A 22,457-nucleotide genomic window follows, 5' to 3' on the forward strand; every position below is an offset into this window, starting at 1 on the left:
GCGGCTTAACTGCGAGCTTTCTCACGCCCACGCGATCAAGTCGCGTATTGACCACTCCTTGGTGCCAGGCATTCTGGCCGGGCTGTTTCACTCAGGAAATAACGAACTTGTCTGACGAATTTTCCGGGGTCGATAATGCTGCCCGGAATCGAGTATCGGCCTCGTCTACCAGCATTTGGCACACGTGTGCATTTTCTTCGCTTCTGTCATTCCGATGTTACGCGCCGGAGTTAGCAAGTCTCAGAACTCATCTGCGGCGCGGCCTCGAGAACGAAGGGAGACAGGTATGAATAGGCGCGAATTTCTGATCACCTCATCGGCGGCCGCGGGTCTTCTTGCCCTTCCGCGTTTCGCCTCGGCCGCCGCAGGCACGATCGATCTCTACAGCGGCTCGGATTCCAATATCATCGACCTCTGGAATAACATCATCCGTCCGGCTTTCGAAAAAGCGCATCCGGAAGTCGCGCTGAAGGTGACCGATGGCGGCGACAATAACGGATTGCGCGCCATCGCCGATCGCGCTCTCGCCGCGCTGAAGACCAAGACCGATCCGCAGGCAGATCTCTTCGAATCCTTCGATCCGCGCCTTCCGGCCGGCGGTATCGATGCGGGTCTCTGGGTAAAATTCTCCGCGGAGAACGTTCCTGGCTTCGACCGCGTCAACCCCCTCGCTATCGACACGCCCTACGCGCTGCCTTATCGCGGCTCGCAGGTTCTGCTTGCCTGCGACAAGACCAAGCTCGACCCGAAGGACGCTCCTAAGACCTGGGAACAGCTGACGGCCTGGATCAAGGCCAATCCCGGCCAGTTCATCTACAACCGCCCGGACAAGGGCGGTTCGGGCGGAAATTTCGTTCGCCGTGCGATCCACGAAGCCAATGGCCGCGATCCGAAGAAGTTCAAGATCGACAATTTCAGCGCCGACTTTGCCGAACAGTCGCTGACGCCGGCCTGGAAGATCCTCAATGATCTCGCGCCGTCACTCTATCAGAAGGGCGCCTATACCGCCGGCAACACGCAGTCGATCCAGCTTCTCGCTCAGGGCGTCGTTACCATGGCCCCGGTCTGGTCCGATCAGGTCCTGCAGGCGATCTCGCAGGGCGTTCTGCCCGAGACGACCGGCCTCGTGCAGCTCTCCGATCTCGCACTCTGCGGCGGGTTTTCTGCCATGACGATCTTCACCAACGGCGCCAACAGGGATGCTGCCCTCAAGCTCGCCGCCTTCATGCTGACGAGCGAGATGCAGGAAGCCATCATCACCGAGATTGGCGGCTTCCCGGGCGTTTCCTGGGATCACGTTTCCGAAGACCTGCGCAAGAAATATGCCGACGTCATCCCCGCGACCATCCCGACCTTCCCGGGCGGCGACTGGGAAAAGGCGATCAACGACGGCTGGTACCGCAACGTCGCGCCCGGCATCAGCCGCACCTGATGGCGGTCGATACGGCGCAGCCTGCGGTCGTTGACCGCGCTCAGCCTCCTAGCAGGGGAAGCCTTTACGGGCTCCTCCTCGTCGGCATGCCGGTCTTTCTGGTCGGCTGGCTGATTATCTTTCCGATCTTCTCGGCAGTTGCCGCGACCATTTTCGTGCGGCAACCGGACGGGACGATCGCGTTTTCGCTCGCCTCCTATCATTTCTTCTTCACGGATGGGTACAGCCTGAACAATCTCTGGCTGACGCTCTGGACCACCCTTATCTGCGGTCTGCTCCTGCTTGCAATCGGCTTTCCGATTGCGCTTTACCTGCGGTTTTCCGGCAGCCGCCTTGCTGCTTATGTCCAGGGGCTTGCGATCTTTCCGATGTTCGTCCCTTCGATCATTCTCTCCTACGCGTTGATCCGTACGATCGGGCCGAATGGTACGGTCGACATCCTGCTTAACGCCGTTGGGCTGCCGAAACTGCCGAGCCCCTACCTGACGCCCTGGGGACCGGTTATCGGCCTCGTCTGGGACAATCTGCCCCTGACCGTGCTGATGCTGGCGGCCGGGCTCTCATCCGTTTCCAATAACTCCATCGAGGCTGCCCGCGATGTCGGTGCAAGACCTTTGAGAGTTTTCATCTCGATTATCCTTCCGCGCATGGGCAATTCGCTGCTGGTGACGGCATCCTTCGCCGTGCTTGGCATATTCTCGGCCTTCACGCTCCCCTACGTGCTCGGTCCCGCTTCGCCTGAGATGATGGGACCCTTCATGCAGCGCACCTTCGCCGATATGAACGACCCGTTGAATGCCCTGACACAGGCCGTCATCACTTTTTGCTTCTGCCTCTTCTTCGGCGTCGTCTACGTCTGGTCGATCGCCCGCAACCGCGAGGGCCGATGATGCGCCAGGCGGCCACATTGAAACTCGACTGGATTGGTGTGGCTCTCTCGCTGCTGCTGACGCTCTTCATCGCACTGCCGCTGCTGGTCGTTGCCACCTGGGCCTTCACGGAGGTCTGGCGCTTTCCCTCGGTCATTCCCCAGCAATTCGGGCTGCGTTTCTGGTCGCAGACGCTGGCCCGCAAGGATGTCTGGGATGCGCTTTTCCTCAGCCTGCGGCTGACGGCGACGGTAACGGTGCTATCGGCGATCATCTGTCTTCCTGCGGCCTACGCCTTTGCGCGCATGCGTTTTCCAGGGCGCAACGTCCTCTTCCTCTCCTTTCTCGCTTCACACGCCTTTCCGAAGTTCGGGTTGCTGGTGGCGATTGCCGGCATTTTCCTGCAGCTGGGGCTGATCAGCACCTTCTGGGGCGTGGTGCTGATCCAGCTCGTCGGCACGCTGATGCTGATGATCTGGATCCCGGTGGCCGCCTTCCAGAATGTCGACCGGCGCATGGAGGAGGCCGCGCGCGACGCCGGCGCAATGCCGCTTCGCGTCTTCTGGTCTATCACATTGCCGCAGGCTGCGCCGACGATCTCAACCGCAGTGCTCCTGACATTCGTCGGCACGTTCTATGAGACGGAGGGCGCCTGGCTGATCGGCGCGCCGGAAATTCGCACCATGCCGGTGCTGATGATCAGCTTCATCAATAGCCAGATCGTCGTCCAATATGGCGCCGTCCTCTCCGTCATGCTGTGGGTGCCGTCCTTTGCGGCATTGATGTTTGCGCGACGCGTTGTCGGGACCGGCGCCTTTGCGAGGGGCTTGGGCGCCTGAGCGCCGGCAGAAAGGATAGGACTATGGCACATCTGGCAATCGAAGGCGTTTCGAAGAGCTTCGGCCATACCTTTGCCGTTCGCGATTTTACGCTTGAGGTGGGCGATGGCGAACTCGTCTGCCTGCTCGGCCCGTCAGGTTCCGGCAAATCGACATTGCTGCGCATGATCGGCGGCTTTGAGCGGCCGACGGGCGGCAGCATCCGCATCGACGCTAAGGACGTGACGACCCTGCCGCCGGAGCGGCGCCCGACCGGCATGGTGTTCCAGAGCCATGCGCTTTGGACCCACATGGATGTCTTTAACAACATCGCCTTTGGCCTGAAGCTGCGGCGCCTGCCGAAGGCGGAGATCCGCCGGCGTGTCGAGGATGCTTTGGTCCTCGTTGGTCTTGCCGACTACGGACGACGGGCTGTGACGCAGCTTTCTGGCGGCCAGCAGCAGCGCGTGGCCCTTGCGCGCTCGCTCGTCCTCGAACCGAAGATCCTGCTGCTCGACGAACCCTTTGCCAGCCTCGACCAGCACCTGCGCGAGCGGCTGCGCGAAGAAGTGCGCGATATCCAGCAGAGGCTCGGCATCACCACGCTTTTCGTCACTCACGGCCAGGATGAAGCCCTGGCGCTTGCCGACCGCATCGTCGTCATGCGCGACGGCCGCACCGAGCAGGTCGCACCGCCGAGCGTCATCTATCGCGCGCCGCAGACGGCCTTCGTCGCAAGCTTCATCGGCTCGATGAATTTCGTCGAGACCGAGATCCATAACGGGGTCTGCGCGCATCCGCTGTTCAGTTTCCCCATTCCCGTTGCAGACGGAAAGGTGACACTTGCGATACGCCCGGAAGCTTTGACGGTGCGTCCCGCCAGCCAGGCGGCAGAGGCGACGGTCCATCGCGTTACAGATTTCGGCACGCATAAGATCGTGGATATCGACCTTGCCGATCGCCTCAGGCTAAAGGCGATGGTTGCGCCAAGCGATATGATCAGAGCCGGTATGCTCGTGACTGCGAGCTGCTCCGCCTTTTTCGCCTTCCGCGACAACGCGCTGATCCATCAGTCGGGATCGGCCGAAGCGGCTGCAACCGTGCAGCCGCTCTTTACGGCCTGAATAAGTCAGGCTTTCGGCTGAAAGCCTGCCTGCAGCCAGGGATAAAGTGCCTTGCTTGCCGCGAGGATATCGCCTTTGCCGCTCACGCCAGCGCCGGAAAAGCGCGTGACGATGCCGCCCGCTTCCTCGACCATCAGCGCCGAAGCGCCGAAGTCATGCACTAACAGACCATCCTCGAAGAAGCCGTCTAACCGGCCGCAGGCGACATAGGCGATTGAGAGCGCTGCCGAACCGAGCCGACGCACACCGGCGGTATTGGCCATCAGCCGTCTGACAGCATCGAAATAGAGATCCTCCGGGACCGCCTTCACCTGGCCGGGGATCGGCAGGCCGGCGCCAACGAGCACGTTCTGGATATCGGCGACCTCGGCGCAGTGGATCTGCTCGCCGTTCAGCCAGGCGCCGCCGCCGGCCTCGGCGCTGAAGAGCTCGTCCTGCATGGCGTCATACACGACCCCGGCAACGACACGGTCGGCCTCGGCGATCGAGATCGTCATGCCGAAATGCGGGATACCCCAGGCGAAATTGGTCGTTCCATCGATCGGATCGATATAGATGACCGGCGCGTCCGCGCCGCCCTGCCGGTTGCCGACCTCTTCCTCGCCTTTGATCGCATAGGTTGGGAATTCGTTCATCATCTCCTCGACGATGATTCGTTCGACTGCGACATCGATTTCGGTCTGATAGTCGCGGGCAGCCTTGTGGACCATCTCGGCGGCCGTGCGTCGTCTGAGCGCCTTGCACGCCGTTTCGCCTGCCTTGAGGGCGGTTTCGGCAAGCACGAGCAGGCGGGGCGAGGCTGCCGGCGACAGGCGCGCGGCGGTCGAGGACAATTCCATGAAGACAATCCGTGTGATGACTGAGGATGGCAGGCGATTAAGCCGTTTCCATTACAAATGTGCATGATGCTTTTATGAAGCGGGCGCAACGACATTCAACGCTGCGTTAACGGTCGCGGGCACCGAAATCTGCTGCGGCCCCACAATGTCATGCCTCGGTTCGCTCGTCCGCCGGCGCAGCGCAGGATTCGCGCAGGATCAGCCTAGGGGGAAAGACCGTGCGCGCAGCGCTTGGCGGCGTTCTTGTGGCGATCTCGTTGAGCAGAGAGGAGATCGCCTTTTGGGCCATTTCAAGCACCGGGGCGGCGACGACGGTCGGCGGCGGGTTCATGATATTTGCGAAATCGAAATCATCTATGCCGATGACGGAGACGTCGTCCGGCACCTTGAAAGCCATTTCGCGCAGAGCGTTCAGGACGCCGAGCGTCATCATGTTCGACAGCGCAAAAATCGCTGTCGGCGGCTCCGGCTCACGCATGCGCCTCATCGTGCTGTCATGCGCCAGCGCCTGGTCGAAACGCCCCTCAAGAAGCAGGCTCGGATCGACCGGCAGGCCATGGATGGCATGCGCCTGCATATAGCCGGCAAGACGATCTTCACCGGTGACGATATTGTTGCGTCCGATGGTGACGGCGATCCGTCTGTGGCCAAGGCTGATAAGGTGCTCAGTGGCCATGCGGCCGGCCGCGATATTGTCGAGCTTGATCACGTCATAGGGCAAGCCCTCAATGAAGCTGTCGAGCAGGATTGTGGGCACATGGATCTTGTCGATCATCCGGGCGCCATGCTCGGCATCCGAGCGCGTCGGAATGATGATGAGACCTTCGACGCGCTGCATGCGCATCATGGTCAGGATCTGCTGCTCGCGGTCATGATCCTCGCTTGTCGAATAGACCGCCGCCATATAGCCGGCATTGAGGCAGGCGGACTCGACGACCTTGGCGACCTTGGCAAAATGCGGATTGGTAATATCCGGCAGGATCAGGCCGATCAGCCGCGACTGGCCCATACGCAGGCTGCGCGCGCCAGCATGCGGGATGTAGCCGATGTCGCGGACGGCGGCCTCGACCTTGGCGATCACCTCGTCGCTGACTGGGGCTGAACGATTGAGCGCGGCCGATGCCGTCGATATGGCGACCCCAGCCCGTTTCGCCACATCCTTGATGGTGGCCATCCCATCCTCCAGAGCTTTTTCTCGGACCTCTTGCCATGGGGCCGTTCTGATGCTCTTATACGAAACGTTTCGACTAAGCAAATGGCAGCTCGCGGAGCCGGGAGGGATCTGGGTCCGCGAAATCTCAGTAAAAGAATACGAAACGTTTCGACCGGTGGAGGCCGGGACAGATGGGAACGCGCCGGAAGGAGGCGCAAAGGGAGGATTACATGCATGAGTTCTCGCGGCGTTCGCTGCTGATTTCGTCTGCTGCTCTTGTCGCCGGCGCAGGTGTCGGGCGCGCCTTCGCGCAATCGGATGCAACGGCGACACTGAAGATGCAGGGCTTCGGCGGCGACGCCGAGTTGTCCGCCATGACCAACGCCATTGCGCGCTTCAACAAGAAGTACCCCAACGTCAAGGTTGAACTCTCCGTCGATCCGATTTCGACCGGCTGGGGCGACTACGTCACCAAGGTCTTCAGCCAATTCAATTCCGGCCAGCAAGCCGATGTCTACGGCACGGCTATCGAGACCTTCCAGAGCTTCTCGTCGCGCGGCCTCTTTCTGCCGCTCAACGATTTCGTTGCCGCCAATCCGGGCTTTTCCGACTTCGCGCCGAGCCTCTTCAAGCAGTCGAGCTACAAGGGGGATATCAACTATATCCCGATCGGCTGGAACAACATCATGATCAACTATAACCGGGATTTGTTCGACAAAGCCGGCATCGCCTATCCAAAGGATGGCAAGTGGACATGGGACGAGTTCCGCGACGTCGCCAAGAAGCTGACGGTCAAAGATGCGTCCGGCAACGTGACCCAGTTCGGTTATGAAGTGCCAAACCAGAATTTCTTCATTCAGCCCTGGTTCTTTTCGAACGGGACCGGCGTCATCAATGACGAGTGGACGGCATCGAACATGCTCGATCCAAAGGTCGCCGAGAGCCTGCAGTTCCTCTACGACCTCATTCATGTCGACGGCGTCTCGCCGATCCCCGGCAAGGATACGATGGACAATCAGTTCATGGCCGGCCAGGTGGCCATGATCAGCCGCGGCCACTGGATCATTCAGAGTGCCAAGAACAACAAGCTGAACATGGACGTCGCCATTCCGCCGAGCAAGGTGACGGACACGACGGTGATTGGCTTTGGCGGCTACGCTGTCGCCAAGACCAGCAAGCAACCCGATCTTGCCAAGGCACTGATCCTCGAACTGACGAGCGAGGAGACGCAGAAGGAAGAGGGCGAAAAAGGTGGCGGTGTTCCCGGTCGCAAGTCGGCAGCCGAGACACCCGGATTCCTGAGTTTCCCGCCGAGTGCAGCGCTCTACTACCAGACGCTGCCGAATACCAAGGCGGTGCCTTCGCCTGCCAATTTCCAGGAGGTCGAGAAGATCTTCATCCGCTATCACACGGCGATGATGGCCGGAGAGGTCAAGATCGCCGACGGCGTCAAGCAGGCCGATGCCGAACTCAACGCCTCCTTCGAAAGGCTGAAGAAGCGCATGGGCGGCTGATCGACCAAGGGCTCTCACGATCTTCCTCCCGCCGTCGCGGCCGGGCGGCAGATTGCCTTGAAGGCGTCTGCCGCTCCGGACGCGGCGGATGACAAACCATGCCCGCCATCCGAGACAGGTGCCATGACCGCAACCATTGAAAGACGCCAGACATCGCAGCTTCGTCGCGCACAGGCGGCGACCGGCTATCTCTTCGTCCTGCCGGCAGGCATACTGTATCTGACTTTCGTGATTGCGCCGGTGATCGTCACGACAATCCTTGCCTTTGCCTATTACGATCCCATGCTCGGGTCGCAATGGGTCGGTTTCGACAACTTCGTCCGCTTCTTCACCGATCAGCGTTCGCTGCAGATCCTTTGGAACACGCTGCGCTTCGCGCTCTTTGCCGTCACCTTCAATGTCTCGATCGGGCTTTTGCTGGCGCTGGCGCTGAACCGCGCCATGCCGGGCTGGCTGCTCTATTTCTTCCGGCTGGCATTCTTCCTGCCGGTCATTATCGCTGCCGCCTTCGTCTCGATCGTCTGGACCTACTTCTACGGCGATGATCTCGGCGTCATCAACTATTACCTCCGCCTGATCGGCCTTCCCGGGGTCCGCTGGCTGACGAACGCCGGCCAGGCGATGACTTCGATCATCATCATGGACGTCTGGAAGAATACCGGCTTCTTCATGATCATCTTCATCGCGGCCCTCCAGGGCGTGCCGAAGAACATTCTGGAAGCGGCGGTCATGGACGGGACACCTGCCTGGCGTCAGTTCTTCCGCATCACGCTGCCCTATATCTCGCCGGTCGTTTTCTTCTGCATCGTCTATGCCTCGATCGGCGCGCTGCAGGTCTTCGAATCGATCGTCATCCTGACGCAGGGCGGGCCAGGTGACGCCACGCGCTCGCTGTCGATCCAGATTGTCGAGGAAGGCTTCGGAAGTTTCCAGATCGGTTATGCCGCCTCGATCTCCGTCGTCATGACCGTGATCATCCTCATCATCACCGCCATTCAGCAGATCGTCTCGCGCAAATGGGTGCAGCAATGAACGAGCTTATCCAGACGCGCGCCGCCCAGCGTTGGATCGACTGGGCGATCATCGCCACCATGGTGGTGATGGCGATCGGCATGTTGCTGCCATTCCTCTGGCTGTTTTCGATGTCCTTCCGTCCCGTTTCGGACGCCTACAAGCTGCCGCCGAGCTTCCTGCCGCCGAATTTTAATCTCGCCAACTACCGGCAGGTCCTGGCGTCGCGCGTGCCGTTCCTGGAAATCTACTTCAATTCCGTGATGATCGCCGTCATCGTCACCATCGGCCAGATGGTGACCTGCACACTTGCCGCCTTCGCCTTTGCCAGGCTGAATTTCCGCGGTCGTGACACCCTGTTCTTCATCCTGCTCATCGGCCTGATGTTTCCTGCACAGGTGACGATCCTGCCGATCTATCTGGGTTACGCACGCCTTGGTCTGCTCGACAGGCCGATCGGGTTGGCGCTCATGTACCTTACCTCCAGTTTCGGCATCTTCCTGGTGCGTCAATTCATGCTGAGCCAGCCGAAGGCGCTGGAGGAGGCGGCGCTGATGGATGGCGCCGGCTATTTCAAGATCTTCTGGCGGATCTCGCTGCCGCAGCTTCGCCCGGCCCTATCGGCGCTCGGCATTATCACCTTCACCCAGACCTGGAACTACTATTTCCAGGCAAAGGTCCTCTTGAGCTCGAATGAATCGCTGACGCTGCCGGTCGCGATGGATGTGCTGCGCGGCTACATGGCGTCGGGCAATCTCTCGGTCGTCATGGCAGCGATGAGCATGTCGATCCTGCCGGTCGTTCTTCTTTTTCTCCTTGCCCAGAAATTCGTGATCGAAGGCATCACGATGAGCGGCATCAAAAACTAACATCAGGGACATTGTATTTTCATGTGGGATGATCTCGCCTCCATCGAAGCCCGCTTTGCCTATACGGGCGAGCGCACGCGCTATATCGCCTTTCCGCTCGGCGGCATCGGATCGGGCGGCCTGTCGATCTCGGGTAGCGGCCGGCTGATCGATTGGTCGATCCGCAATCGGCCAGCACTTCAGGGCTATAACGGCTACTCGCATTTCGCCATCAAGGCCGAGAGGGACGGGAAGCTCGTCGATGCCCGCGTCCTGAACGGACCCTATGATCTCAATCCCTCCGGCGCGCCGGGCTTGCGCAAGATGTTCGATGGCTTTGGCCATGGCGCCAACCGGCAGACGCTGGTCGGCGTGCCGCATTTCCGTGAGGTCGATTTCTACGGGCGCTTCCCGACCGCCGATCTCGTCTTCAAGGATGAGCGCTTTCCCGGCGGCGTCAGGCTTTCGGCGCTAAGTCCCTTCATTCCGCATAATGATCGGGATTCCTCGATGCCGGTTGCGATGTTCGAATTCGATGTTGTCAACGATACGCCGGATCAGTTGACCTATACGCTTGCCGGTACACTCGGCAATTATGGCTCGAACAGCGGCATCCACACATTCAGGCAGGAAGGCAAGATCAGCAGCCTGCATCTGACCTCGTCCGATACGACCTTGCCTGCGACGCAACGGGGCGACCTGACGATCGCGACAGACGCCGATGATGTCGACCATACCGATCATCATTATCGCGGCCAGTGGTTCGACGATCTCGCCGTCTACTGGAAGGAGTTCGCGCGACCTGGCCGTCTGCCGAAGCGGCACTATGACGAGCCGCGCACTTCCCGGCACATGAGCCTGCAGCCGGAACATGGCACACTCGCGGCCCGCTTTGTGGTCGCGCCTGGGGCGCGCAAGAAGGTGCGCTTCGTCATCACATGGAACTTCCCGCAGGGAGATGTCTACTGGGCCTATCGCGACAAACCGGATGGCACCATTCCCGATCGGTCGACGCCCAGCTGGACGAACTATTATGCGACGCAATGGGCGGACTCGACGGCAAGCGCAACCGAAGCCCTGACGCGCTGGGATACATTGAGCTCGCAAACTGCCGCTTTCCGCGACGGGTTGTTCGACACGACGCTTCCGGCGGAAGTCAAGGATGCAGCGAGCGCGACGCTGGCGCTACTGCGCACGGCCACCTGCATCCGCCTGGAGAATGGCGAGCTTTGGGCCTGGGAAGGCCAGCATACTCAGGATGGCTCCTGCGAAGGCAGCTGCACCCATGTCTGGAACTATCAGCAGGCGATCTCGCACCTCTTTCCCGCAATCGAGCGGACGCTGCGCGAGACCGAGTTCACCTACAATCAGCTGCCGACGGGCGGGCTGACCTTCCGCCAGAAACTGCCGCTCGGTTCCGGTTTCGATATTATCGGCCCCTGCGCCGACGGCCATTTCGGTGCGATCATCAAAACTTATCGCGACTGGAAGCTCTGCGGCGATACGGACTGGCTGCGGCGCTACTGGCCGAACGTCAAACGGGCCATCGAATATGCCTGGTCGCCGGAAAATCCCGATCGCTGGGATCCCGATCAAAGCGGCATCCTATCCGGCCGCCAGCACCAGACGCTCGACATGGAGCTGTTCGGCCCGAACTCCTGGCTCGCCTCCATGTATGTGGCGGCTCTCCTTGGCATATCCGAAATGGCGGCCGTCCTCGGCGACGGTGAACTGTCGGAAAAGACAGCGCGGATGGGAAAAGCGGGCGCAGCCTATATCAATTCCGAGCTCTTCAATGGCCGCTGGTTCATTCAGAAGATCGACCTATCGGACAAGGGGGTGCTCACCCCCTTCGATGTCGGCCGCGCCGCCGGCGTGCTTGCCGATGGCTTCATGGAAACCTATTGGTCGGAGGAGTTCCAGGAGCTCAAATATCAGATGGGCGAGGGTTGCATCGCCGACCAAATCCTCGGCCAGTGGCATGCCGAGGTTGCCGGCATCGGCGATTTCCTCGACGCGGACAAGGTGAGGACCGCACTGAAATCGGTGCACAAGAACAATTTTCGCCCGACGCTGGAGGACCACTTCAATCCCTGCCGCAACTACGCCTATGAAAATGAGGCGGGACTGTTGATCGCAACCTATCCCGAAGGCATCCGCCAGCCGATGGTGGCTGCCCCCTATGCGGAGGAGGTCTGGACCGGCATCGAATATATGGCCGCCTCACACCTCATTATGCATGGCCTGATCGAAGAGGGCATGGATATCGTCCGCGCTGCCCGCAATCGTCACGACGGTTCGCGCCGCAACCCTTGGAACGATATCGAATGCGGCTCCTACTATGCACGCTCTATGTCGGCCTGGCAGCTGGTCAACGCCTTCTCCGGTCTCAGCGCCGATTTCGTCTCTGGCAGGCTTGCCTTCGCACCGAAAGTGGAAGGCGACTACAAGCTGTTCTGGTCGGCCGGCAGCGCATTCGGCACATTGACCCGCAAGGGCGATGGCGTCAGTCTTGCAGTGCTCGGCGGCAGCCTCAACGCCGCCGAAATATCGGTGGACGGGTTGAAGCATCGGCTTGCCGGAAAGACGCCCATCGGAGCAGGGCAGTCGATTGAACTCGGGACGGTGGCGTAATGGCCGGCATTGAACTCAAGGATGTCCGCAAGGCATTTCAAAGTCTCGAAGTCATCCATGGTATAGATCTGACGATCGCCGACGGTTCGTTCACTGTCTTTGTCGGACCCTCCGGTTGCGGCAAGTCGACCCTGCTGCGCATGATGGCGGGACTGGAGGAAGTCACGTCAGGCGAAATCCGCATTGACGGGCAGCGTTGCGATCATCTTTTGCCGTCCGCACGCGGCATGGCGATGGTCTTCCAGTCCTATGCGCTTTATCCGCATATGAGTGTCGAGCAGAACCTCAAGTTCGGCCTGGAGAACCAAAAGCTCGCCAAGCCGGAGATTGCCGCCCGCGTCGCCAAGGCTGCGAACATCCTGCAGATCGAGCATCTGATGGCGCGTCGCCCGAGCCAGCTTTCCGGCGGCCAGAGCCAGCGTGTTGCGATCGGCCGCGCCATCGTCAAGGAACCGAAGGCTTTTCTCTTCGATGAGCCTCTGTCCAATCTCGATGCCGAGCTGCGTGTGAAAATGCGTGGCGAGCTGATCAGCCTGCATCGGCGGCTGAAGTCGACAATGGTGTACGTCACGCATGATCAGGTCGAAGCGATGACCATGGCCGATCAGATCGTCGTGCTCAACGAAGGCCGCATCGAACAGGTCGGCCCACCGATCGAGCTTTATGCGCGCCCGTCAAACCTCTTCGTTGCTCGCTTTCTGGGCGCACCGCCCATGAACCTTCTGACGGGTCAGGTCTGCCGCACCGGTGACCTGTTGGGCGTCACACTGGAGGATGGCACCCATGTTCCCTTGCCCGGTCGCCAGGTTGATCTGGCCGATGGCGCCCCGATTACATTCGGCATCAGGCCCGAACACTGCGAGATCGGCGAAGGCGGCCTGCAAATTACCGTCGGTGATACCGAAATCCTCGGCTCGGAATCAATCATCCATGCCGAGACGGCGGCCGGGAATGGTTTCACCGTCGCTCTGCGTGGCATCAGCCGGGCGGTCTCCGGTGAGCGGATTCCGATCGCCATACGCGAACCTTTCGTCCACTTGTTCGACGCGGCTGGCACGACGATCGGTTCCGGCAGTGATTGGCGCGATGCTTACCTGAACTGATTGGGGCTTCGGTCAGTATTGGCACCGACGGGCAGCGTCTGACCTCATCGAGACAGAAAATTCGAGACAGTCAGGTCCACGAGTTCGTCTCCCCGGCCGTTCATCACCGCTCGAATGGCCCAGAGACCGAAACCCTTCACCTGCGCCGCTTCGATCCTGGGCGGCATCGACAATTCCTGGGTATTTGTAACGACGTCGAGCAGTGCCGGGCCGGGGTGCGCCAGGATTTCCCTGATGGCGCTATCGAGTTCGGCGGGATTCTCCACGCGAAGCCCATGGACTCCGGCTGCGCGGGCAACCGCCGCAAAATCCGGATTCTTGAGTTCGGTGCCGGTCTCAAGGAGCCCCGAAGCCTTCATTTCCATCGCTACGAATCCGAGAACGGAATTGTTGAAGACGACGACCTTCACCGGCAGATTCTGTTGAACGAGCGTCAGAAAGTCGCCCATCAACATGGCAAAGCCGCCGTCGCCGGACATGCTGATGATCTGGCGCCCCTTGTATGTTGCCTGTGCCCCGATCGCCTGAGGAAGGGCGTTGGCCATCGATCCGTGAACCAGGGATCCGATCAGACGACGCTTTCCGTTCATTTTCAGATAACGTGCGGCCCAGATCGTGGGGGTGCCGACATCGAAGGTGAAAACGGCATCGTCAGATGCATGTTCACTCAGAAGGCGTGCCACATATTGCGGATGAATCTTGCCGCCCTCTCGGCCGGTGGCGAGGTCATCGAGGCCTTCCCGTGCCTTCCTGTAGGCGGCAAGGCACTCGTCCAGGTGATCCCTGTCCGTTCGCTCCGTGAGCTTCGGCAGCGTCGCGGTCAATGTCGATTTGACATCACCAACGATCGCCAGATCCAAAGGCACCCTGCGGCCGAGATTTTCCGGCCGAGTATCCACCTGCACGATCTCGGCATCGGTCGGGTAGAACTGCCGATATGGGAAGTCGGTGCCGAGCATGACAAGCGTGTCGCACTCAAGCATGGCCTTGTAACCGGAAGAGAAGCCGATCAGACCGGTCATGCCGACATCGAAGGGATTGTCCCACTCGACATGTTCCTTGCCGCCGAGCGCATGGACGATAGGCGCCTTCAGCCGATCCGCAAATGCTATTAGCTCGTCATGCGCTCCTTCGCAGCCACGGCCGCAAAGCAGAGTGACTTTCGAACTGTTGTTGAGTAGCGCGGCCAATCGATCGATCTGATCGTTCACCGGCACGATGTTGGGCTGGGACAGGGTGAGCGCGGCTGGGTTCGAAATCTTGGCAGCAAAATCGGTCAATGCCACGTCGCCCGAAATGACGACGACGGCAACGCCGCGCTTTCCGATAGCTGTGCGAATGGCCGTTTCGATGACAGCCGGCAATTGCTCCGGATGGCTGACGAGCTCGCAGTAATGGCTGCATTCCCGGAAAAGCTGGTCGGGATGCGTTTCCTGAAAGTAGCCTCTGCCGATTTCGGCCGAAGGTATCTGCGCGGCAATGGCAAGGACCGGGACCCGCGAACGATGACAGTCGAACAGGCCGTTGATGAGATGGAGATTGCCCGGGCCGCAGCTTCCGGCGCACACGGCCAGTTCGCCGCTGAGATGGGCCTCGGCTCCCGCCGCAAAGGCGGCCGTCTCTTCGTGGCGGGTATGGACCCACTCGATATCGCCTCTTTTCCGAAGCGCCTCCGTGAGCCCGTTCAGGCTGTCTCCGACCACGCCATATATTCGCTTGACCCCCGCCGAATGCAGCACTTCTGTCAGGACATCAGCTACCTTGGATTTCATCGAAAGGCTCCTGTGCTTTGTCTAGGGGTGGATCGCAACGGGAAGCTAGGCTTCGCTCTAAGCTTCTCAACCTGGGAATTACCAGAGTGGCGGAGGCATCAAACTGGACTTTGGTGTAGGCAACGACGGTAACGAGCCAATTTGGCCGATATTTCGGTCGCCAATCAATCGAAAGCACAGGTTCGGTTCGTGCGGCACTTTTGCTGTGTCCGGTCAAATAAACTGCCGAGCCGGTTTTTCCCGCCGGCTTGGCGCGCGCGGGTGACCCTGCGATAGCGCCGGGTCGTAATGTAGGCCCTTCAGATGGGGAAATGCTGGCCGCCCAGACAGCAATCTCTCCCACTCCAGCCTTATTCGGTGATCCGTTCTCTTTCTCTCATGGCCTCTGTCAAGAGCGTCCTGAAGCGCGGATGGCCACGCAGATTGTCCAGGTCGGAATCATGCGTGAACCACTTGATGTGGTAGACGGAGCTGCGAGGCAACAGACCTTCCAGGATATAGATTGCCCGCTCCACATCGCCCAGCACCGAGTGGACGCAGGCGAGGTTGTATTGGGCGACGATATCATCGGGATCGATAGCGATTGCCCGTGCAGCCCAATCGTAGGCGCGCACCGCATCGCCGAGATGGGCAAGGGCAAGGGCGCCGCGATGGGCCGGGCCCGAATTTTCCGGGTTGAGGTTCAGCGCCCGCTCCGCTCTTGCAATGCCTATGCGCGCCCAGTTTTCTTTGTCTCGCACCCGCCCGAGAGAGTGGTACGCGGACATCAGATGGATCGGCGATACGTAATCGTCGGGACGAATGTCGGCCGCGCGCGCAAAGTAATGCACCGCTTCTGCAAAATCACCACGCATGAAGAAGATGCGGGCATAGTGGAAATTCGCCTCGTAGAGATTGGGATCTAGGGCCAGGGCGCGTTCGAAACATGCCGTCGCCTCGTCGTCCTCTCCATTCTGATGAAGCGCTAGGCCCCTGGAGGCATGGGCCTCAGCAAGGTCCGGGTCGAGTTCGAGGGCTCTCGCGCTCGTTTGAAGGATACGCTCCAAGGGCACGTCTGCTGGTGCCCAGTCTCGGATCGCCGCGTCGCAGTCGGCAATGCCTGCATAGGCGCGGCCGTAGTCCGGATCGAGCTCGACGGCCTTGTAGAACATGCGCCGGGCAAGCTGCAGATAAGACTTGGTCCAGCTGTGGGAAAGCTGCCGGCCACGCAAATAATAGGTGTAGGCTTCGACATTAGCCGTCGGTTCGGCGGCGATCGCCTTGCGCTCCTCCGGCAGAAGCCGCACCTTCAGCTGCTCGACGATCGCATTGGTGATCTCATCCTGGATGGCGAAGATATCGGTGAGGTCGCGGTCATAGCGTTCGGCCCAGAGATGATCGCCGTTCATCGTATCGATGAGCTGACCGGAGATGCGTACGCGTTTGCCGGCGATGCGCACACTGCCCTCCAGCACGTAACGCACGCCGAGTTCCTGGGCGACCTGCTTCACCTTCACCGAGGTGCCCTTGTAGGTGAAGACCGTGTTGCGAGGTACCACATGCAGGCTGGAGATCTTCGAAAGATCGGTGATGATATCCTCCGTGATGCCGTCGGAGAAATAATCCTGATCGGCATCCCCGCTCATATTGGTAAAGGGTAGGACCGCGATGAAGCACGTATTGCGGTTTTGAGCGACAAAGCGCGCCGAACTCGGTCTTTCGAAGGAAACCATATAGACCTGGACCGGCTGGTGGATATTTTTGAACACGTGTTCACCTAAAAACTCGAAACCGACATTGAGGCGTGAACCAACCTGATCGCGCACGATTGACGAGACGGCGACGCCTCCAGCGGGGGCGACGGTTTCCAGACGTGCGGCAAGGTTGACGCCGTCGCCGAAGATATCGTCATTTTCGACCACGACATCGCCGAGATTGATTCCGATGCGAAATTCGACGCGCTCCTCCCTTGGTACATTCTCGTTGCGCACGGCCATACTTCGCTGGATTTCGGCAGCGCAGGCGACAGCATTCACGACGCTCTGAAACTCCGCCAGGATGCCATCCCCCGTCAGCTTGACGATCCGGCCCTTGTAATCGGATATGCTGAGATCGATCAGCTCGCGGCGATGGCGGTTCAATGCCTGCAGCGTGCCCGTCTCGTCCATGCCCATGAGCCGGCTGTAACCGACCACATCGGCGGCGAGTATAGCACTCAACCGCCGCTCCATGACCCTCTCCATGGATTGTCTCATGTCAGTTCTCGCTTTTTCCAGATTTTGACCGCACAAGGGGCTCCCTCCCTTGCAGGCGATATCCTGCGATATCGGCGTGCTGTTGCGGCGGGGCAGAGCCTATATTGTTACAGCGATGCATCAATACTCCAAACGGGCGAAGATTGCGTCAAAAGCTAGTTCTTTCGGATTGGAACGGCTCCGGACGCGGTCAGGCGCACGATTTTGAGGCAGTGCACGGATTTTGGAAGGCAACAGACATGACCGCTCAAGTCGGTTAGAGGTCGTCGCCGGGCACGATCGTGCGATCGGTTGCTGCGTGGAAAGCGAGCGACTTCTCTATGAGAAAGAGCTTTTGCCTAAAGGGATACCTCATGTAGGTCGAAATGGGTAGGATATACCCGCCTGTTTTTTAGCTATACTTGGAGCGCCTCGTATCGAACGATCCTCATTGATTTTGATCCTGACAATTTCGCGAGAGGTCACACCATGTATCGCAATGCTTATCGGTGGGCTTCGCGCCCAATTTTGATGGATTCGTGGGTCCCGCGGTGGCTAGCCGTCGGTGGAGAGGCGAGGTCGCGCAAGACCGCCGATAAGCAAGAGGACAGTGCTCAGGTTGCGACACCCGTACAGACTGCGGACGCAAAAAAGCATGGCACCCCTGTCGACAGTTCCCATAACAACTCTGCGCTCAATGGACATGACCTTGAACAGAGAGTGGAGGTGATCGGCGACACGGACGATCGTGACAATATCAATCACGTAGCCTTGCCCGACGCTTTTGCAGTGGCCCATGGAGCTCGAAGCGGTGGTTCTGCCACGCCTCTGCCGGGCGTTCATGGGCCGGTCTTTGCGCCTTTCGAGCACGGTGCGAGCGGAACTGCGTTCGGGGCCGTATCGTCCCTTTATCGCGCCTATGCTGGAATGAACCTGATAGGCGACGATCCCCTGGCGCCATATCTGCAGCCGAGCTTGACCTCATCAGCAGAAGGTTTGGCCACAGGTGCAGGAGAACGCACTGCGTCCGGCAATGTCGTCATTCTCGAGTCGAGTCCGTCAGCGCAGGCGATTGAGCAAGCTGCTGGAGCTCGATCACTGGCGTCTGGCATGCCCTATGGTATCTGCGGATGCGGCTACTATACCTCGCCCATACGTCTTCTCGATTGGGCCCATGGCAGCGCTTTGATGCAGCAGGACGGTCAACTGCCCGGCACCAGGCTGACCGACGGGCCGGACCATGTGACAACATTCAAGGCCGCCTTCGGGGCTTCGGTCAGCGATCCGCTTCTCGGCCGTGACCTGTCTCCGCTTGTGGGCTGGCGCGGAACCGCCGGATGGACGAACCCGACGGGGAACGGCTCGTTGCCTGGCGGTGGAGAAACGGGGAAGGCGACCGGTACGGGCATGGGCATCGGCACCCTTTCCGGCTCGGTCACCACAATGCGCAGTTCGCAGCCGTCATTGCGGACACAGAGCCTGACGGCAACGGCAACGGCAGCGGCGACGGCCGTCAACCCCATCGTACTGGAAAACCAGAAGCAGGGTAACCCGGAGAGTGAGTGGGGCATCGATGGTGCCGGCAGCTCCAACATCGAGGGCTTTGCGACTGACATCAGCGTCGACAACGGGAATACGATCAACTTCAAGATCAATACGAATTCCACCAATTATCGCATCGATATCTACCGGCTTGGCTATTATGGCGGTATGGGTGCGCGCAAGGTCGACACCCTGCAGCACACCGGACTGCAGGTTCAGCCCAATCCGTTGCGAAATGCCACGACAGGCACGGTCGACGCCGGTAACTGGGCGGTTTCGGCTTCCTGGACCGTACCTGCCGACGCGGTTTCCGGCGTCTATATCGCTAAGCTCGTTCGACAGGATGGCACTTTCGGCGAAAATCAAATCCCGTTCATCGTGCGCGACGACGCCAGCCATAGCGACATCGTGTTCCAGACCGCCGACGAGACCTGGCAGGCCTATAACGGCTGGGGTGGCGCAAACTTGTACGGCGGCAACGGTCCAGCGACGGGGCAAGGGGCTGGCCGCGCCTATGCGGTCAGCTACAACAGGCCGATTGCAACCCGCGGCGGGGTCGGCACCTATGCCGGTCCGCAGGACTATCTGTTCGGCGCCGAATATGCTGGCATCTATTGGCTGGAACAGAACGGTTATGACGTCTCCTACATGTCCGGCATCGATGTCGACCGCTATGGCAGCCTACTGCTCAATCACAAGACCTATGTTGATGCCGGGCATGACGAATATTGGTCGGGACAGCAGAGGACCAATGTCGAAGCTGCGCGCGATGCCGGCGTCAACCTTATGTTCTGGAGCGGCAACGAGGTCTATTGGCGCACGCGCTGGGGCAATGCCTACAGCGCCGACGGCACACCCTATCGCACCCTGATCACCTACAAGGAGACATGGGCCGGCAGCGACATTGATCCTTCCGACCAATGGACAGGCACCTTCCGCGATCCACGCTTCAGCCCACCCGCCATTGGCGGCGGCAATCCCGAGAATTCGCTGACCGGCCAATTATTCAAGGTCGATGATGTCGGCAGCAACCTCGGCGCGATCACCGTTGGCTATGACGACGCCAACCTGCGCTTCTGGCGCAATACGAGCGTTGCCAATCTTCAACCAGGCCAGACGGCGACGCTCACCAAGAACTATCTTGGTTACGAGTGGGATGAGGCGCCGGATAATGGCTTCGATCCTGCTGGCCTCGTCAAGCTGTCGTCGACGACGCTCCCGGTCAGCACTTACTTGCTCGACTACGGAAACACGACCGGCAATGCGAACGCCACCCATAATCTGACGCTCTATCGTGCCCCCAGCGGTGCGCTGGTGTTCGGCGCCGGTACTGTCTACTGGACATGGGGCTTGAGCGATAATCACGACAATCAGGCCACCCCGTCCGATCCTCGCGTGCAACAGGCGATGGTCAATTTGCTTGCCGACATGGGCATTCAGCCTGGGACGTTGCAATCCGGGCTCACGGCCGCAACGGGTTCCACGGACCATGCCGCACCGACCTCCGTCATCACATCACCCTCCACGGCGGCGGTTGGATCCACTGTCACGATCACGGGCACCGCCGTCGACACGGGCGGTGGGGTCATCGCAAGCGTCGAGGTTTCGACCGACAATGGTGCGAGCTGGCATCCAGCGACAGGCGATGAGAATTGGACCTATAGCTGGTCGCCGCAGATAGCCGGTACCTACACGATCCTGTCTCGTGCGGTGGACGATAGCGTCAACCTTGAGACCCCTTCGGCGGGACGTACGGTCACCGTTAGCGGGCCGAGTTATGCTACCCTGTTCGGCGCGGCCACGCCGGCGGTCGTCAATACCGACGACACGTCTGCCGTCGAGCTCGGCGTCAAGTTCCAGACCTCTGTCGCAGGAACCGTCACCGGCCTTCGTTTTTACAAGGGTAGCCAGGATACGGGTACGCATACAGGGACGCTCTGGTCGAGCACGGGTACGCAGCTCGCCACTCTCACCTTCACCAACGAGACCGCCAGCGGCTGGCAGACCGCGACTTTCTCCAGTCCAGTGACATTGACGCCGGGGCAGACCTACACGGCATCTTATCACACCAATGCCGGTCATTATTCCTCGACCGCAAACTACTTCGCCTCCAATGTGACCAGTGGCCCGCTGACGGCACCTGCGAGCGGCAACGGCGTATACAGATACGGCGCCAGCAGCCTGTTCCCCTCGGCCACTTTCCAGCAGACGAATTATTGGGTCGATGTGATGTTCAATCCGACATCGTCGTCGAACACGACGCCGACGGCGGTAGCCGATACGGGGGACGCGACCGAGAAGGGTGGTGTCGCCAATGGTTCGGGCGGCGTGGTTGCGAGCGGCAATGTGCTGACCAACGATACCGACCCGGATGCCGGCGACACCAAGACGGTGACGGCGGTCAATTTCGGTGCGACGGCCGGCACGCTCGGCACGGCGCTCGCCGGCACCTATGGCAGCCTCGTGCTCAATGCATCGGGTGCCTATAGCTATGCGATCAACGAGAATAATGCGACCGTCCAGGCGTTGCGCCAGTCCACTAACACGCTGAGCGATGTCTTCAGCTACACGATGCGCGACAGCGCCGGGGCCACTGCCACCGCGAGCCTGACCATCACCATCCACGGTGCCAACGACGCACCGGTGCTCGCCGTCCAGACGACGACCCAGAATGCCACCGTAGGCTCCGCCTTCTCCTTCGCAGTGCCGACGACGACCTTCACCGATGTCGACAGCGGCGACACGCTGACCTACACGGCAACGGCCGCCGATGGCACGGCACTTCCCGCCTGGCTCTCCTTCAACGCCACGACGCGCACCTTCTCCGGCACGCCGACGACAGCCGGGACCTACGGCGTCAAGGTGACGGCAACCGATCTCGGCGGTCTCGCCGCCAACGAGACCTTCAGCATCGCCGTGTCGACCACGCCCGGCAACACGACGCCGACGGCGGTAGCCGATACGGGGGACGCGACCGAGAAGGGTGGTGTCGCCAATGGTTCGGGCGGCGTGGTTGCGAGCGGCAACGTGCTGACCAACGACACCGACCCGGATGCCGGCGACACCAAGACGGTGACGGCGGTCAATTTCGGTGCGACGGCGGGCACGCTCGGCACGGCGCTCGCCGGCACCTATGGCAGCCTCGTGCTCAATGCATCGGGTGCCTATAGCTATGCGATCAACGAGAATAATGCGACCGTCCAGGCGTTGCGCCAGTCGACCAACACGCTGAGCGATGTCTTCAGCTACACGATGCGCGACAGCGCCGGGGCCACTGCCACGGCGAGCCTGACCATCACCATCCACGGTGCCAACGATGCACCGGTGCTCGCCGTCCAGACGACGACCCAGAATGCCACCGTAGGCTCCGCCTTCTCCTTCGCAGTGCCGACGACGACCTTCACCGATGTCGACAGCGGCGACACGCTGACCTACACGGCAACGGCTGCCGATGGCACGGCACTTCCCGCCTGGCTCTCCTTCAACGCCGCGACGCGCACCTTCTCCGGCACGCCGACGACAGCCGGGACCTACGGCGTCAAGGTGACGGCAACCGATCTCGGCGGTCTCGCCGCCAACGAGACC

14 protein-coding genes are annotated in these 22,457 nt (G+C 60.4%); 10 read left to right on the plus strand and 4 right to left on the minus strand.

Going from position 1 to position 22,457, the window contains the following annotated elements:
• Positions 1–286 precede the first annotated feature (286 nt).
• The 4 genes from EV281_RS30825 to EV281_RS30840 are packed head-to-tail and all read left to right on the plus strand — an operon-like array spanning position 287 to position 4,243.
• Positions 287–1,432, plus strand: a complete 1,146-nt coding sequence (locus tag EV281_RS30825) for an extracellular solute-binding protein (RefSeq protein ID WP_132658632.1) — start codon at positions 287–289, stop codon at positions 1,430–1,432.
• Positions 1,432–2,322 carry an ABC transporter permease subunit gene (locus tag EV281_RS30830; RefSeq protein ID WP_132658633.1) on the plus strand — a complete coding sequence of 297 codons (891 nt, stop codon included), beginning with the start codon at positions 1,432–1,434 and terminating at the stop codon, positions 2,320–2,322. Before EV281_RS30825 ends, EV281_RS30830 begins: the two co-directional genes overlap by 1 nt.
• Positions 2,319–3,140, plus strand: a complete 822-nt coding sequence (locus tag EV281_RS30835) for an ABC transporter permease subunit (RefSeq protein WP_132658634.1) — start codon at positions 2,319–2,321, stop codon at positions 3,138–3,140. The genes EV281_RS30830 and EV281_RS30835 overlap by 4 nt, the downstream gene beginning before the upstream one ends.
• Positions 3,141–3,163: 23 nt before the next feature.
• On the plus strand, positions 3,164–4,243 hold the full coding sequence (locus EV281_RS30840; RefSeq protein WP_132658635.1) for an ABC transporter ATP-binding protein: 1,080 nt from the start codon (positions 3,164–3,166) through the stop codon (positions 4,241–4,243).
• 5 nt (positions 4,244–4,248) lie between these two features.
• Here the strand turns inward: EV281_RS30840 and EV281_RS30845 are convergent, their stop codons facing one another.
• Positions 4,249–5,082, minus strand: coding sequence for an inositol monophosphatase family protein (locus EV281_RS30845; RefSeq protein ID WP_132658636.1), 834 nt, complete (start codon positions 5,080–5,082; stop codon positions 4,249–4,251).
• Between the two features lie 148 nt (positions 5,083–5,230).
• Positions 5,231–6,256 (minus strand): LacI family DNA-binding transcriptional regulator, encoded by a 1,026-nt coding sequence (locus tag EV281_RS30850; RefSeq protein WP_132658637.1) that lies wholly within the window; start codon positions 6,254–6,256, stop codon positions 5,231–5,233.
• A 209-nt stretch (positions 6,257–6,465) separates the two neighbouring features.
• Between EV281_RS30850 and EV281_RS30855 the strand changes: the two genes are divergently transcribed.
• The 5 genes from EV281_RS30855 to ugpC all read left to right on the plus strand — a co-directional run bounded on the left by EV281_RS30855 (position 6,466) and on the right by ugpC (position 13,345).
• On the plus strand, positions 6,466–7,749 hold the full coding sequence (locus EV281_RS30855; protein WP_132658638.1) for a sugar ABC transporter substrate-binding protein: 1,284 nt from the start codon (positions 6,466–6,468) through the stop codon (positions 7,747–7,749).
• Between the two features lie 123 nt (positions 7,750–7,872).
• On the plus strand, positions 7,873–8,781 hold the full coding sequence (locus EV281_RS30860) for a sugar ABC transporter permease (RefSeq protein ID WP_132658639.1): 909 nt from the start codon (positions 7,873–7,875) through the stop codon (positions 8,779–8,781).
• Positions 8,778–9,629: a carbohydrate ABC transporter permease gene (locus EV281_RS30865; RefSeq protein ID WP_132658640.1), complete on the plus strand. Its 852-nt coding sequence runs from the start codon at positions 8,778–8,780 to the stop codon at positions 9,627–9,629. Before EV281_RS30860 ends, EV281_RS30865 begins: the two co-directional genes overlap by 4 nt.
• A gap of 21 nt (positions 9,630–9,650) precedes the next feature.
• A complete protein-coding gene (locus tag EV281_RS30870; RefSeq protein WP_132658641.1) occupies positions 9,651–12,242 on the plus strand; it encodes a GH116 family glycosyl-hydrolase in 2,592 nt (863 codons plus the stop codon).
• Positions 12,242–13,345 carry a sn-glycerol-3-phosphate ABC transporter ATP-binding protein UgpC gene (gene ugpC / locus EV281_RS30875; protein WP_132658642.1) on the plus strand — a complete coding sequence of 368 codons (1,104 nt, stop codon included), beginning with the start codon at positions 12,242–12,244 and terminating at the stop codon, positions 13,343–13,345. Before EV281_RS30870 ends, ugpC begins: the two co-directional genes overlap by 1 nt.
• A gap of 44 nt (positions 13,346–13,389) precedes the next feature.
• On the opposite strand, the gene poxB is transcribed toward ugpC, so the two are convergent.
• Together poxB and EV281_RS30885 are read right to left on the minus strand one after the other, a co-directional pair.
• Positions 13,390–15,117, minus strand: a complete 1,728-nt coding sequence (gene poxB / locus EV281_RS30880; protein WP_132658643.1) for a ubiquinone-dependent pyruvate dehydrogenase — start codon at positions 15,115–15,117, stop codon at positions 13,390–13,392.
• Between the two features lie 350 nt (positions 15,118–15,467).
• Positions 15,468–17,327 (minus strand): adenylate/guanylate cyclase domain-containing protein, encoded by a 1,860-nt coding sequence (locus tag EV281_RS30885; protein ID WP_132658647.1) that lies wholly within the window; start codon positions 17,325–17,327, stop codon positions 15,468–15,470.
• 492 nt (positions 17,328–17,819) lie between these two features.
• Here EV281_RS30885 and EV281_RS30890 point away from each other — a divergent pair.
• Positions 17,820–22,457: N,N-dimethylformamidase beta subunit family domain-containing protein (locus EV281_RS30890; RefSeq protein ID WP_132658644.1), on the plus strand; the 4,638-nt coding region annotated here is incomplete at its 3' end.

It is taken from the genome of Rhizobium sp. BK418, assembly GCF_004341105.1.
Classification (GTDB): Bacteria; Pseudomonadota; Alphaproteobacteria; order Rhizobiales; family Rhizobiaceae; genus Rhizobium.